Here is a 14,065-nt window from a genome sequence, read left to right as displayed (position 1 = left end):
GTCAGCCTCCTTTGGGAATCCAGTCGAACACGCGCTGGCTCACCTCGGCAAACGCGTTGGTCTCACCGGCGTTCCCCGCATCGGAGGCGGTGCGGATCGCGATATCGAGCGGAATGCGCCCGAGAAACGGGATGCCCAGCTCCGCCGCTGCCGCCTCGGCGCCGCCGCGGCCGAACGGGTCGGAGATTTCGCCGCAGGACGGGCAGGCATAGCCGGCCATATTCTCGATCAGCCCGATGATCGGCACGCCCGCCTTGACGAACAGGTCGATCGCGCGGCGCGCATCGATCAGGGCCAGGTCCTGCGGCGTGGAGACGATCACCGCGCCGCTTGGGCGATATTTTTGCACCATGGTCAGTTGCACGTCGCCGGTGCCGGGCGGCAGGTCGATCACCAGCGTGTCCTGCGCGGCCCAATTGCCGTCGAGCATCTGGCCGAGCGCGCCGGCGATCATCGGGCCGCGCCACGCGATCGCCTGATCGGGGGCGACGAGCTGACCCATCGAGAGCATCGGCACGCCGTGCGGCGTGGGCACCGGCTGCAGCACCTTGTCACGCGCAGTGGGCTTGGATCCCTCGACGCCCATCAGCTTGGGCTGTGACGGGCCATAGATATCGGCATCGACCAGCCCGACCTTGCGGCCGAGCCGATGCAGCCCGATCGCCAGGCTGGCCGAGACGGTCGATTTGCCGACGCCGCCCTTGCCGCTCGCGACCGCAATCAGCGTTCGGACGATACGCTGGCTGGTCTGGGCGATTCGCACCGTGGCGATCCCCGCCACGCTCTCGGCGGCGACGCGCACGCGGCGTTCCAGCTCGTCGCGCGACGGCTGATCCAGGCCGGTGACGTCGAGGATGATGCTGGCGCGATCGCCATCGATGCGGGCGGTGGCGCGCTCGCCCGCGACGGGGCGCAGGGCGGCGTCAAGCGTGTCTTCTTGGGTCATTGTCGGCGAGATAGGAGCGTTAACGGCGCTTGCCACTGTTTTTCCGCGCTCACACACCTATAAAGACGTTATGACGATCCTTTCCGGCTGGCTGCAGCGTTTCACCATCTTCAATTCCGACCGCCCGAAAAGCCCATGGGGCGGGTCGGGCGGCGACAATGGCAACACGGGGGGCAACACCGGGGGCGGCTCCGGTGGCGATGGCGGCCCGCGCAATCCCTGGTCCGTACCCCCCGGCGGCGCGCGTGGTCCGAAGCCGACCGCACTCGACGAATTCCTCAAGCGCGCCAAGGGCAGCGGCGGTGGCGGTGGCTTTGGCGGCGGACGCCCGCGCATTCCCGGTTCACCAGGTGCGGGCACCCTATGGGGGCTCGGCGTCGGCCTGATCGTGCTGGTCTGGGTCCTGTTCACCAGCATTCATCAGATCGGCCCGCAGCAGCGCGGCGTGGTCACCTGGTTCGGCCGCTATGCCGGCACGCTTGAGCCCGGCATTCGCATGACCCTGCCAGCGCCGATCGCCTCGGTCACCAAGGTCGATGTGCAGAAGATCAGGCTGGACGATTTCCCGGAAGGGTCGGGCGGCGAGAATCTCGTGCTGACCGGCGACCAGAACATCATCGACCTGGCCTATTCGGTGCGCTGGGACGTGTCGAACCCGCAGGATTACAGCTTCCAGATCCGCAACCAGCAGGAAACCGTCCGTGCCACGGCGGAAAGCGCGATGCGTGCGGTGATGGCGACGACCACGCTGGACGAAGCGATCGGCGCCGGCCGCGGTGCGATCGAGGGCCGCGTGCAGGAACTGATGCAGACCGTGCTCAACGACTATAATGCCGGCATCCGCATCCAGGGCGTGGCGATCAAACAGGCACAGCCCCCGGCAGCCGTCTCGGAGGATTTCAAAGCGGTGTCGGCAGCGCAGCAGGCAGCGCAGGGCAATATCAACCTGGCGCGCGGTTATGCGCAGCAGATGCTGGCCCAGGCGCAGGGTGAGGCGACCTCGTTCGACAAGGTCTACGCCCAGTACAAGCTTGCCCCCGAGGTGACGCGTCGACGCATGTATTACGAGACGATGGAGAATGTGCTGGCCAAGAGCGACAAGACGATCATCGAGGCACCCGGCGTGGTTCCCTATCTGCCGATCCCGGGAGGCACGCGTCGCCTGCCCGAACCCCAGACCACGGCGCCCGCCGCCCAGGCGGCACCAGCGACCGGAGGCAGCCAATGAGCGGTTCCCTGTATCGTAACCCGATCGTCCTCGGCTTTCTCGCGCTGATCCTGCTGATCCTGGTCGCGAGCACCGTCGCGATCGTTCCAGAAACCAAGCAGGCGGTGATCCTGCGCTTCGAAAACCCGGTGCGCACGATCAACCGCTGGCAGCCCAACCAGCCGTTCGGCCGGACCGGTGCCGGCCTCGTGCTGCGCGTGCCGTTCATCGACCGTCTCGTCTGGGTCGACAAGCGCGTGCTCGACGTCGATCTCGACAATACCCAGGTGTTGTCGACCGATCAGCTCCGTCTTTCGGTCGACGCCTATGCGCGCTTCCGCGTGGTCGATCCGCTGCGCATGGTGGTGACTGCCGGCAGCGAGGAACGGGTCGGCGACCAGCTGCGCCCGTTGCTTGGCTCGGCACTTCGCAACGAACTCGGCAAGCGGCCCTTCGCGGCGTTGCTGAGCCCGGAGCGCGGCCAGGTGATGGATAATATCCAGGCCGGGTTGCAGCGCCAGGCGACACAATATGGCGTGCAGATCGTCGATGTCCGCATCAAGCGCGCCGACCTGCCGGACGGCAGCCCGCTCAACAGCGCACTTGAACGCATGAAGACCGCGCGCCAGCAGGAAGTGGCGACGATCAGCGCGCTAGGTCAGAAGCAGGCGCAGATCATTCGCGCCGAGGCCGATGCCAATGCAGCCAAAATCTATGCCGAAGCGTTCAACAAGGATCCGGACTTCTACGCTTTCTATCGTGCGATGCAGTCTTATCGTTATACCTTCGGAGTCCTTAATGACGGCAGGCCGCGCGGAGAGACGTCGTTGATCCTGTCGCCGAACAACGAATATCTGAAGGAATTCCAGGGCAGTGGCCGCTAATCCAAAGCTCTTCCGGCAACCGCCCCGGAAACTGCCCCGGAAACTGTCAATATATTCATATTCAATCGCCGTTCAGATTTAGGGCCCCAAAAACGGGATCTTGCCGACCGGCAATCGAGAGGAAATGATTCACGTGCGTTACGCTTACGCCATCACCGGTGCCCTGCTGCTGAGCGGCACTGCCGCGACCATGATGTTCCAGCCGATGGCCTCTGCGCAGACCGCGCAGAACGAGCCCGGCGTGATCGAGGCGACCGCCCCCAAACCGGGCGCGCCGATGAGCTTCGCCGATATGGTCGCACGGCTCCAGCCTGCGGTCGTCAACATCTCGACGACTCAGAAAATCACGCAGCAGCAAAGCGCTAATCCGTTCGAAGGCACACCGCTCGGTGACTTCTTCGGTCAGTTCGGCCAGGGCCAGGGTCAAGGTGGCGCGCCGATCACGCGCGAGGCGCAGTCGCTGGGTTCGGGCTTCATCATCTCGCCCGACGGCTATGTCGTGACCAACAATCACGTGATCGCGCCGGGCGCCAAGGGCGCGACGGTCGAATCGATCAAGGTGATCATGCCCGACCGCAAGGAATATGTCGCCAAGCTGATCGGCCGCGATCCGGCGTCGGATCTCGCGGTGCTCAAGATCGAAGGTGCCAACCTGCCCTTCGTGAAGTTCGGCGATTCGGCCAAGGCACGGGTTGGTGACTGGGTCGTCGCGATCGGCAATCCGTTCGGGCTCGGCTCGACCGTGACCGCCGGTATCGTGTCGGCGCTGCACCGCGTGACTGGTTCGGGCGGCGCCTATGACCGCTTCATCCAGACCGATGCGGCGATCAATCGCGGCAATTCGGGTGGTCCGATGTTCGACCTGTCGGGCAATGTGATCGGCATCAATTCGCAGATTCTGTCCGAAACCGGCGGCAATGTCGGCATCGGGTTCGCCATCCCCGCGGAAGAGGCGCAGCCGGTGATCAACACGCTGATGAAGGGCAGCGCGATCAAGCGTGGCTATATCGGCGTCAGCATTGGCGGCCCGGTCGACGAGAATGTCGGCGCGGCACTTGGCCTGCCAAAGGGACAGGGCGAACTGATCGCCCGGGTCGAGCCTGATGGTCCGGCTGCCAAGGGTGGACTGAAGGCCGGCGACGTGGTCGTCCGCGTCAACGACAAGGCCGTGACGCCCGACCAGACGCTGTCGTATCTGATCGCCAATGTCACACCGGGTCAGGCTGCGCGGCTCGATGTCATTCGCCAGGGCAAGCCGACCAAGCTGTCGATCACGGCCGCCAACCGGCCAACCGAGGATCAGCTCGCAGCGATCGCGGGCGGCGGCACCGATGGCCTGCCCGATGAAGACGATGGTCCCGGCGTTCAGGCGCCGGTGGCCGCGCCGCTAGGCCTGAACGTGGTTCCCCTGACCCCGCCGATCGCGCGTTCGATCGGAGTCGAAGCTACGATCCAGGGCGTGGTCATCGCCTCGGCCAGCCCGGCAACCGATGCGGGCCAGAAGCTGAAGCGCGGCGACGTGATTCAGTCGGTCAACAATGTGCCGGTGCGCAGCTCCGCCGAACTGGCGGCGCAAGTCGCGCAGGCATCGACGCTGGGCCGGCCGCAGGTGTTGCTGCTGGTCACCCGCGGGCGTCAGACCAACTTCGTCCCGGTGAAGATCAAGAACTAAATCGAGAAAACCCTCCCCGGGCCATCCCGGGGAGGCTTTCCCGTCTTTCCCCTCACGGGCAAACGCGCAATAGTCGCTGGCCTAGTTCGAGGAGCGATCATGACGGACGGACCTATCTTCATCGGCAGCGGCCCCGGCGGCGAGCATCCCCAGCAACTCGAGCTGAAGCGCGCCAATCGTCACGGCCTGATCGCGGGTGCGACCGGCACCGGGAAGACCGTCACCCTGCAGGGCATCATCGAGGGCTTTTCGCAGCGCGGCGTGCCGTGCTTCGTCGCCGATGTGAAGGGCGACCTGTCGGGCCTGGCGATGGCCGGCTCCCCGACGACCAAGACGCACGAGATCTTCGCCGCGCGGGCGAAGGAGATCGGCTATACCGGCTGGGCCTATGCCGACAATCCAGTGCAGTTCTGGGATCTATACGGCGAACAGGGCCATCCGATCCGCACCACCATCAGCGAGATGGGGCCATTGCTGCTGGCGCGGCTGATGGACCTGAACGAAGTGCAGGAAGGCGTGCTGACCATCGCCTTCCATGTCGCCGACAAGGACGGGCTGTTGCTGCTCGACCTCGACGATCTGCAGGCGATGCTCGCACACTGCGCCGAGCGGGCGGATGAGCTGACCACCACGTACGGCAATGTCTCGAAGCAGAGCGTCGGCACGATCCAGCGCTCGCTGCTCCAGCTGCGCAGTCAGGGCGGCGAGCATTTCTTTGGCGAACCAGCGCTCGACATGGACGATTTCATCGGTGTTGACGACAAGGGCAGGGGGATCGTCAACATCCTCGCCGCCGACAAGCTGATGGCGAGCCCGAAGCTCTATTCGACCTTCCTGCTGTGGCTGATGAGCGAGCTGTTCGAGCATCTTCCCGAGGTCGGCGACCCGGACAAGCCGACCCTGTGTTTCTTCTTTGACGAAGCGCATCTGCTGTTCGACGAAGCGCCCAAGGCGCTGCTCGAGAAGATCGAACAGGTCGTGCGCCTGATCCGGTCGAAGGGCGTCGGCGTCTATTTCATCACCCAGAACCCGATCGACATCCCCGATACCGTGGCGGGGCAGCTCGGCAACCGCGTGCAGCATGCGCTGCGCGCCTTTACGCCGCGCGACCAGGCGGCGGTCAAGTCGGCCGCGACCACCTTCCGTGCCAATCCCGGCGTGGATGTCGCCACCGCGATCACCGAGTTGAAGGTCGGCGAGGCTCTTGTATCGCTGCTGCTGCCCGATGGGTCGCCATCCCCGGTCGAGCGCACGCTGATCAAGCCGCCCTGTTCGCGCGTCGGGCCGGTTACGCCGGTCGAGCGCGGCGTGCTGGTCCAGACCGATCCAATCGGCACCAAATACGACACGTTGGTCGACCGCGAATCCGCCGAGGAACTGCTGGCGGTCAAGGCGACCGAAGCGAGTGCTGCCGCGGCGGAAGCCAAGGCCGATACCGATGCGGCCAAGGCGGCAGCGGTGCAGGCCAAGGAAGATGCGCGGCTGGCACGTGAGGCGGAGCGCCAGCGCCTCGCCGACCAGCGCGAGGCGGACCGTCAGGCGCGGCTCCAGGCGCAGGCGGAGAAACAGGCCGAGCGCGAGGCGGCCAATTCGCCGTGGAACCGCGCAATCACCTCGGCGACGCGCAGCGCCTCGTCCGCGGTCGGCCGTTCGGTCGCCAACGAGGTATCGAAAGCGGTGTTTGGCAGTTCGCGCGGCGCGGGATCGAGCATTGTCGGCGGGCTGGTGCGCGGCGTGCTCGGCGGATTGTTCAGGGGGCGCTGACCGGCCCTCGAACGAATTACGAAGGAAGAGATGATGGACTTCACCAGCGACACCGCCACTGACTGGGGCGCGGTCGGCGAGGCCGAGCTGGCCGATGTGGTCGAACTGCGCCGCGCGATCCATGCCGATCCCGAGATCGGGCTGCACTGCCCGCGCACCGCCGACAAGATCCGGGCGGCACTGGCCGGCCTGCCGCTTGAGATCCGTGAAGGCGGATCGACCACCGGCTTTGTCGCGATCCTGCGCGGCGGCGCCGATCGCGGTGCGGGGAGCAATGGCCGCACCGTGCTGCTGCGCGGCGACCATGACGCGCTGCCGATGCAGGAAGAGACCGGGTTGCCCTTCGCGAGCAAGGTCGCCGGCGCAATGCATGCCTGTGGCCATGACGCGCATACCGCGATGCTGGTCGGCGCTGCCCGGGCGCTGTGCGCGCGGCGCGACAGCTTGCCCGGCACGATCGTGTTCATGTTCCAGCCGGGCGAGGAGGGGCATCACGGCGCGCGCTTCATGATCGAGGACGGGCTGCTCGACGATCCCCGGCCCGAGGCAGCGTTTGCGCTGCACATCTCGCCCAATATCCCGGCCGGTACGATCGTCAGCCGCACCGGCGCGCTGCTTGCCTCGACCGACACGCTGACCGCGACGATCACCGGGCGCGGCGGCCATGCGGCGATGCCGCACGACTGTATCGACCCGATCCCGGTCGCGTGCGAGATCGTCACCGCGCTGCAGACCTTCATCGCGCGGCAGATCCCGGTCAGCGACCCGGCGGTGCTGACCATCGCCAAGATCAATGCCGGCAGCGCGCACAACATCATCCCGGGCGAAGCGACGATGCTCGGCACGCTGCGCACTCTGTCGGAGCGGACCCGGGCGACAATGCGCGAGGGGTTCGTGCGCATCGTCGAGAACATCGCCGCAGCGCACGGCGCGACCGGCGTGGCACATATCGATCCGGGCTATCCGGTGACGGTGAACGATGCACGCGCGACTGAACTGATGCGATCCTGCGCAGTCTCGCTGGGCGGCGATCAGGCATGGCAGGTGATGCCGGCGCCGATGATGGGCGCGGAGGATTTCGCCTATGTGCTGCGCGACGTGCCCGGCGCGATGGCGTTCATCGGCGTTGCGCCGGAGGGCAGCGATGCACGTACCAATCCGCCGCTGCACAATACCAGGATGACGATCCGCGAGGAGGCGATGGCGCTGGGTGTGGCGATGCACTGTGCGCTGGCCGAGCGGTTCCTGAACGGCGGGTTCGATTGAGCGGGCGCTCCCTGTTCCGGCGTGATTCTCCCTGTTTCTCGCTGTTATTCGGCATTATATTTTTTTGAGGCGGATAAAGCGCGTTTGGGCGTGGATTCGCGCTATTATTTCAATGTGTTATGTCCATTCTCCCTGTTATCGATAACAGGGAGATTTGCGGGCCGTAACAGGGAGTATCAGGGAGATAACAGGGAGATAACAGGGAGATAACAGGGAGATAACAGGGAGATAACAGGGAGATAACAGGGAGATAACAGGGAGCGGCGGCGAAATCGCCGTCGGCTGTGAGTCTTCAAGATGAGAAAGAGCGGGTCGGAGCCTTGTGCGCGTGACGCTGCATGAACTGGCTCGCGAGTTGAATCATTTCACAAGAAAGGCGGCGTCACGCGGTGGCCATTACCGGACGTTTTGCGCCTAATCCAATGATCGCCACCGAGGCGAGCAGCGCGAAGGCGCCGGCGATTACGAAGGCGATCGTATAGCTGCCGGTCTGTTCGCGGATCACGCCGGCGCCGAACGCGGCGGTGGCCGCGCCGAGCTGATGCCCGACCAGGACCCAGCCGAACACGATCGGTGCCTCGCGCTCGCCGAAGGAGAGGTTGGCGAGCTTCACCGTCGGCGGCACGGTCGCGATCCAGTCGAGGCCAAAGAAGATCGCGAAGACAGTCAGGCTCGCCGGGCTGAAATCGAGAAAGGGCAAAGCGAGCAGCGAGAGGCCGCGCAAGCCGTAATAGACGAACAGCAATTTGCGTGGGTCATAGCGGTCGGTGAGCCAGCCCGAAGCGGTGGTGCCGACCAGGTCGAACAGCCCCATCATCGACAACAGGCCGGCCGCGGCGATCGGCGCGATACCGTGGTCGCCGCAAAAGGCGATCATGTGCGTGCCGATCAGCCCGTTGGTGGTCAGGCCGCAGACGAAGAAGGTGCCGAACAGCAGCCAGAACACTGGCTGCTTCGCCGCGCGGAACAAGGCCGCGAAGGCAAGCATCGGCGAGGCGGCCTGTTTGAGCGGCGGAGGCGGTTCGCTCTCGTCGGTCTCGCCGAAGCGGCGCGTGCCGACATCGCCGGGCCGTTCCGGCACGATCCAGGCGACCAGCGGGATCAGCGCGAGGCAGGCGATACTCACCGCCATCACCACCGGCCGCCACGCGCCCTCACGCGCGAGCCAGGCGAGCAGCGGCAGGAAGACGAGCGCGCCGGTCGCGGTGCTCGCGCTGAGCAGGCCCATCACCAGACCCTGCCGCGTGGCGAACCAGCGATTGACCACCGCCGCGCCGAGCACCGAGGCGACCGCGCCGCTGCCGACGCCGGAGATCACGCCCCAGCTAAGCACATAATGCCAGGGCAGCGTCATCCACAGGCTGGCAAAGGTCGAGGCGGACATCAAAGCGAGGCCGGCGAGCATGGTGCGCCGGATCCCGAACGACACCATCAGTGCCGCCGCGAACGGGCCGACCAGCCCGTAGAGCAACAGGCCGACCGCGGCCGAGAAGGAGATGGTTGCGCGGTCCCAGCCGAAATTGACCTCAAGCGGGACCATCAGCACGCCGGGAGCTGAGCGCAGCCCGGCCGAGATGAGCAGCGCGAAGAAGGTCACCGCGACGACGACATAGGCATAGCTGCGGGCGGGCAGGCGGATCGTGGTCACCTTGCGTCTCCGGCGATCGCGGTGAGCGTGCGCAGCATGGTCTCGAGTGTCTGCCAGTCCTCCACGCCGAACTCGCCAAGGATATGCGTCTGTGCCGCTTCCCATGGCCCGGTGGCGCGCAGCATCGCGGCATGGCCGGCATCGGTCAGCGACGCGATCCTCGCCCGGCCTTCGGGGGCGGGGACGACCGAGACCCAGCCATGCCGCTCCAGCGGGGTCAGCGCGCGGTAAAGCGAGGTGCGGTCCATCACCAGCTGCTCGGCGAGCCGGCTGAGCGGTATGTCGCCGCCGCGCCAGATGTGGCGCAGGATCGAGAATTGCGCGATGGTTATGCCGGTGTCGGCCAGTGCGGCGTCATAGACGCCGGACAAGGCGCGCGACGCCTTGCGCAAGGCGGTGCACGCGCAGGCCGCGTCGGCGATCGAATTTTCGTGATGCATATACATGATGTATTTGCATCAATGACGGCGGTCAACAGGTGAATTTGGGCGACATCGTATCATAGTTCTCCCTTAAGAATTCGACCCTAGGACTCGGTTCATGGCATTCGACCCGGGCCAACCCCATCCAGAAACGCTGGCGGACTTCGCATTGATGGAGGCCCGGCCTGGTGCAATGTTCCGGTACTGGCGTCTGGCGGTCGAGACGGCGAACCATGTGGAGCATCTGCGCGAAAAAGGAGTGTTGCCTCCCGGAGGGGGCTGGATCGAAGCGCACAGAGCGTCGAGCATCGAATTTATCTTCAAGCCTGTGAAAGAAGATCCCGAGTCCAAGGCGTTGATAGGGCGGTGGATTGCGTGGGATGATGAGTATCTCGAGATCTATGAAAATAGTCCCAAATGGCGCCTGAAGGGGATGATCAGCTCGCTATCGGAGACACATACCCGTTTGTCCTGGCCTCAGGGCTGGGAACGTGACGTTTGGCAATGGGCGATATCGAAGCTGCCGGAAGATGGCGGCCCTTTTGATGATCGTGACGGTATCATCGATGCGCAATATCATATGAGAATGCGTGACCTCATCATGCAGTGTGGCGGATTCCTGTATCTGAGCGAAGAGACTGGCCAGGTCGTGTTTGCTCGCACCAAAGACCTGCCACGCATCTGGAAGCATCAGGATCATATAGCGGAAATCGAGCGCCAAAAGCCGTTCGGGTTCTTCAACGATATGTCCCGTCCGAACTGGCGGGCGTTTACCCGGGAGCTGACGGAGGTCGAGGAGCGAATGATGCAGGTACCGCCTCGACCAACGGGCTGGAAAGGCCGGTTGCTGCGGCTGTCGCGCTGGTTCGGAAGGTAAGTAATAACTGCGTGGCCCGCGCCGCGCCGGGCGTGCCGTCGCCCGAGGCAGGAGGGGCGGCGGACCGCCCCTCCCGACATCAGAATGCCGCGCGCAGCGTCACCTGGTACAGCGGGCCCGCATTTTCGCGCTCCAGCTCGAATTCGTCGACATCGCCGGCGCGGCGCGCGTCGAGAATCTCCTGGTAAGAATCGCCATCATATTTGAGGAACGCCTCTTTCTTCGAGCGGCGCAGAATATCCTGCACCGAGAAGCGTACCACGAAATTCTTCCCGATCCGCCTTTCGACGAACGCCTCGAGATCGGGGTCGTAGGTCAGCTCGACCGTCTCGTCGAAATTGGATTCGCTTGCCTTGGTGCGCCCCGAGACCGTCGCGCCGAAGCTCATGTCGAGTTTCTTCAATGTGTGGATGAAGCCGGCGTTATAGACATGGTGCGGCTGGTTGTTGAATCGCCGCTTCTCGCCGGTGAAAGGGTCACGGATCGAGCTGTCGAGATACGTGTAATTGGCGAACAGGCCGGTATCGGGCAGGCCGATCACGTCGAGCGGTGCGGAGAAGTCGATTTCGGCACCCCAGACCTTGCCGTTGCCGACGTTGCGCGGTTCGAGGATATCGAGGCCGTCGTCATTCTGCCTGCCCGTGTCGACCGTCTCGATAACGTCGGTCACCTTGCGATAGAAGAAATTGATCCCGAAAATGCCCTGGCGGCCGAGCTTGCGTTCGTAACCGACATCGACGCCCCATGACCGCTCGTTGCGCAGCAGCGGATTGCCGCGCGTGACGTTATCATCGACCGGCTCTTCTTCCTGTTCATAAGGCGTGATCAGGTCATAGTTCGGGCGCCGGACCGTGCGGGCGATCGAGGCGCGGAACTGATCGGCGCTGGTGGGCGCGTAACGAAGATGCAGCGACGGGTTGAGCGATTCGGTATTGTAGCGCGCGCTTTCGGTCAGCGTGGCCGTATCGACCAGGCTGCTGCGGACATTGCGGCGGGTGATTTCGTAGCGCACACCGGCGTCGATGGTGAGCAGCGCATTGGGCTCGAAGGTCAGGCGCGCATAGGGGTCGTAGCGCTTTTCGCGGATCTTGAAGGTCGATCCGGCGAGCGCCTCGAGCTCGCCCTCGTCATCGAATGACGGGTTGGAGCCATTGCGCGTCTTGTCGAGCAAATCGATGCCGACCTTGAAGCGCAGCGCGTCGCCGCCGATCGCGTAGGAGAGGGTGCCGGTATATTCGTCATCCTTGATGTTGAGCTTCTCGGTGCCATCAAGCGCGAGTTCGGGAATCGTGTCGCCCTTGTCGACGCGGACATCGGTATCCTCGCGATAGCCAGACCAGCCGGCGGCTATGCCCACCGTGCCGCCGGCGATGTCGAAGGCGCCATCGGCGTTGACCGCATAGGTCTGCTGGTTGATGTCTTCATGCTGGGTTTCGATTTCGTCGAAGTTCAGCGCCTTGCCCTTGTAGGTGATCGACCGTTCGAACTCGTCGCGATTGGTATCGACGAAGAAACCCTGCAGGCGCAGGAAGCTCTTGCCGCCGAAATCGTGGCGGATCTCGGCGCTGCCCGACAGGTCGCTGCCGTCGCGCGTGTCGTCCTGCAACTCGGTGTCCTTGAATACCGGGTTGGTATTGTCGAGCGGGCCGGTGGTGAAATCGTCGAAGCGCAGCGACACCTTCTTCTTGGCGTTGCGGCGTTCCTGATAGTTGAGCGCGGCCCAATAGGAGGTGTTCTCGCCGATGCGGCCGGCATAAGCGGCGCCGAGCGACGGGCGCATGGCGCCGTCCTTGTTGATCAGCGCGCCGAGCTTGGCGAAGCCGCCCTCGAAGGTCGCGGCTTCCTTGGTGACGATGTTGAGCGTGCCGGCGACGCCTTCGCTCGGCTGATCGGCGCGCGGCGAGCGGACGATCTCGATCTTCTCGACCAGCTCGGCCGGGATGCGGTCGACGAAGAAGCTCCGGTCGGCCTCGCCACCGGGCGCGCGGCGGCCGTTGATCAGCACCTGGGTATAGCCGGGCGGCAGGCCGCGGAACTGCACCGCGTCATATTCGAGCACGTCGGAGGTGAAGGTCACGCCAGGCACGCGCTTGAGCATCTCGCCGACCGAGACGGGCTCGAAGCGCTGGAAATATTCGAGATCGTAGGACAGCACGGGATTGGGGTCTTCGGTCCGATTGCGGAAGACAATCGTGCCGTTGACGATGATATCGCTGGCCTGCCGCTCCTGATCGCCAGCAACGGGCTGCTCCTGCGAGACCGAAGCTCCGGTATTCTGTTCTTGCGCGGTTGCAGAAATTGGTAGCATCAGCGCAGAATAAGCGCATCCGGCAAGCAATACCCGTGTAGCAATCATGATAGCCCCCGTTGAATATTATGGATTGACTGTTTTAAATTGACCGGGGAAACGCTGCATGCCAACGGGCCCCTTCGGCAGCGCAGGTAGGTAATGATTATGACAGGGTCGCGGAGTCTCGGTTTCACTTCGGTTACAGTTTTGGTGACGGTTTTGTTACTTGGCGGCTGCGCGACAGCCGAAATCCCGGTGGAAACGCGCATTGCCAATGCCTTGCCGGCGAAGACCGTGCAGGCGGCGGGCGAAACCGACGCGGTGGCGACCGCCAATGCCGATGCGGCGGACGATCCGGCAATCTGGCGCAACCCGCTCAATCCGGCGGCGAGCCTGATTGTCGGCACCGACAAGAAGGCCGGGCTGTACGTCTATGGCCTGGACGGCAAAGTGCGCGACTTTGTCGATGCCGGCCGGGTCAACAATGTCGATCTGGCGGTCGTGCCGGGCGGGCGGATCATCGTCGCGGCGAGCGACCGCAATGATCTGGCCAATGCGCAGATCGCGCTGTTCGCGCTTGACGGCGCAGCCGCAAAGCTGACCGCGCTGGGCAAGGTCGCGGCCGGGGCGGGGGAGGCCTATGGCATCTGCCTCTACCGCGCGGCCGATGCGCTCCATGCCTTCATGGTGATGAAGGACGGCACGATCCGCCAGATCGCGATCGACCTGAGCGGCGCGGTACCGCAGGGGAAGCTGGTGCGGACGATGAAGCTCGGCACGCAATCGGAGGGCTGTGCGGTCGATCCGGCCAGCGCGCGGCTCTATGTCGCGGAAGAGGATGTCGGGCTGTGGCGGTTCGATGCGCGTGCCGACGGCCCGGTCGAACCAGTCAAGGTCGCCGCCGCCGACGGCAAGGCGATCGTCGCCGATGCCGAAGGCGTGGCGGTGGCCGATGGCTATGTCGTGGTGTCGAGCCAGGGTGACAACGCCTATGCGGTCTATCGCCTGTCGGACGAGGCCTATGTCGGGCGTTTCCGCATCGCAGCGGGCACCTTTGGATCGACCGAGGAAACCGACGGGATCGAGATC

Annotated in this window: 11 protein-coding genes; 7 read left to right on the top strand and 4 right to left on the bottom strand. The window is 64.6% G+C overall.

Annotation, left to right across the window (positions count from 1 at the left end):
* Window position 1: 1 nt before the first annotated feature.
* A complete protein-coding gene (locus ACRECS_RS24005) occupies window positions 2-946 on the bottom strand; it encodes an Mrp/NBP35 family ATP-binding protein (protein WP_431585491.1) in 945 nt (314 codons plus the stop codon).
* Between the two features lie 70 nt (window positions 947-1,016).
* Between ACRECS_RS24005 and hflK the strand changes: the two genes are divergently transcribed.
* From hflK to ACRECS_RS23980, 5 genes are all read left to right on the top strand, one after another.
* Window positions 1,017-2,174, top strand: coding sequence for a protease modulator HflK (hflK, locus tag ACRECS_RS24000; RefSeq protein ID WP_431585490.1), 1,158 nt, complete (start codon window positions 1,017-1,019; stop codon window positions 2,172-2,174).
* Window positions 2,171-3,037 (top strand): protease modulator HflC, encoded by an 867-nt coding sequence (gene hflC / locus ACRECS_RS23995; RefSeq protein WP_431585489.1) that lies wholly within the window; start codon window positions 2,171-2,173, stop codon window positions 3,035-3,037. Before hflK ends, hflC begins: the two co-directional genes overlap by 4 nt.
* A 133-nt stretch (window positions 3,038-3,170) precedes the next feature.
* Entirely contained in the window at window positions 3,171-4,709 is a 1,539-nt protein-coding gene (locus ACRECS_RS23990; protein WP_431585488.1) for a Do family serine endopeptidase, read from the top strand.
* Window positions 4,710-4,808: 99 nt separating this feature from the next.
* A complete protein-coding gene (locus ACRECS_RS23985) occupies window positions 4,809-6,473 on the top strand; it encodes a helicase HerA-like domain-containing protein (protein ID WP_431585487.1) in 1,665 nt (554 codons plus the stop codon).
* 33 nt (window positions 6,474-6,506) lie between these two features.
* The gene (locus tag ACRECS_RS23980) at window positions 6,507-7,739 is read left to right on the top strand and encodes a M20 metallopeptidase family protein (RefSeq protein ID WP_431585486.1); all 1,233 of its coding nucleotides are present in this window, start codon (window positions 6,507-6,509) and stop codon (window positions 7,737-7,739) included.
* A 382-nt stretch (window positions 7,740-8,121) separates the two neighbouring features.
* Here the strand turns inward: ACRECS_RS23980 and ACRECS_RS23975 are convergent, their stop codons facing one another.
* Both ACRECS_RS23975 and ACRECS_RS23970 read right to left on the bottom strand, forming a co-directional pair.
* The gene (locus tag ACRECS_RS23975) at window positions 8,122-9,387 is read right to left on the bottom strand and encodes an MFS transporter (RefSeq protein ID WP_431585485.1); all 1,266 of its coding nucleotides are present in this window, start codon (window positions 9,385-9,387) and stop codon (window positions 8,122-8,124) included.
* Complete coding sequence (locus tag ACRECS_RS23970; protein WP_431585484.1) at window positions 9,384-9,833, bottom strand: MarR family winged helix-turn-helix transcriptional regulator; 450 nt, start codon at window positions 9,831-9,833, stop codon at window positions 9,384-9,386. Before ACRECS_RS23970 ends, ACRECS_RS23975 begins: the two co-directional genes overlap by 4 nt.
* 94 nt (window positions 9,834-9,927) lie before the next feature.
* On the opposite strand from ACRECS_RS23970, the gene ACRECS_RS23965 reads away from it, so the two are divergent.
* Window positions 9,928-10,686, top strand: coding sequence for a hypothetical protein (locus ACRECS_RS23965; RefSeq protein ID WP_431585483.1), 759 nt, complete (start codon window positions 9,928-9,930; stop codon window positions 10,684-10,686).
* Between the two features lie 79 nt (window positions 10,687-10,765).
* Here ACRECS_RS23965 and ACRECS_RS23960 read toward each other — a convergent pair whose 3' ends face one another.
* A complete protein-coding gene (locus tag ACRECS_RS23960; RefSeq protein WP_431585482.1) occupies window positions 10,766-13,042 on the bottom strand; it encodes a TonB-dependent receptor plug domain-containing protein in 2,277 nt (758 codons plus the stop codon).
* 99 nt (window positions 13,043-13,141) lie between these two features.
* Between ACRECS_RS23960 and ACRECS_RS23955 the strand changes: the two genes are divergently transcribed.
* The coding region (locus tag ACRECS_RS23955; RefSeq protein ID WP_431585481.1) for a phytase at window positions 13,142-14,065 on the top strand (924 nt) is incomplete at its 3' end.

Source organism: Sphingomonas sp., from assembly GCF_050725575.1.
Lineage (GTDB): Bacteria > Pseudomonadota > Alphaproteobacteria > Sphingomonadales > Sphingomonadaceae > Sphingomonas.
Note: the sequence above shows the minus strand (reverse complement) of the source record. Positions and strands in the feature narration are given on the sequence as shown.

Coding starts and splice junctions, on each gene's coding strand:
- ACRECS_RS24005 (WP_431585491.1), bottom strand. CDS start 946: ATGACCCAAGAAGACACGCTTGACGCCGCCCTGCGCCCCGTCGCGGGC.
- hflK (WP_431585490.1), top strand. CDS start 1,017: ATGACGATCCTTTCCGGCTGGCTGCAGCGTTTCACCATCTTCAATTCC.
- hflC (WP_431585489.1), top strand. CDS start 2,171: ATGAGCGGTTCCCTGTATCGTAACCCGATCGTCCTCGGCTTTCTCGCG.
- ACRECS_RS23985 (WP_431585487.1), top strand. CDS start 4,809: ATGACGGACGGACCTATCTTCATCGGCAGCGGCCCCGGCGGCGAGCAT.
- ACRECS_RS23980 (WP_431585486.1), top strand. CDS start 6,507: ATGGACTTCACCAGCGACACCGCCACTGACTGGGGCGCGGTCGGCGAG.
- ACRECS_RS23970 (WP_431585484.1), bottom strand. CDS start 9,833: ATGTATATGCATCACGAAAATTCGATCGCCGACGCGGCCTGCGCGTGC.
- ACRECS_RS23965 (WP_431585483.1), top strand. CDS start 9,928: ATGGCATTCGACCCGGGCCAACCCCATCCAGAAACGCTGGCGGACTTC.
- ACRECS_RS23960 (WP_431585482.1), bottom strand. CDS start 13,042: ATGATTGCTACACGGGTATTGCTTGCCGGATGCGCTTATTCTGCGCTG.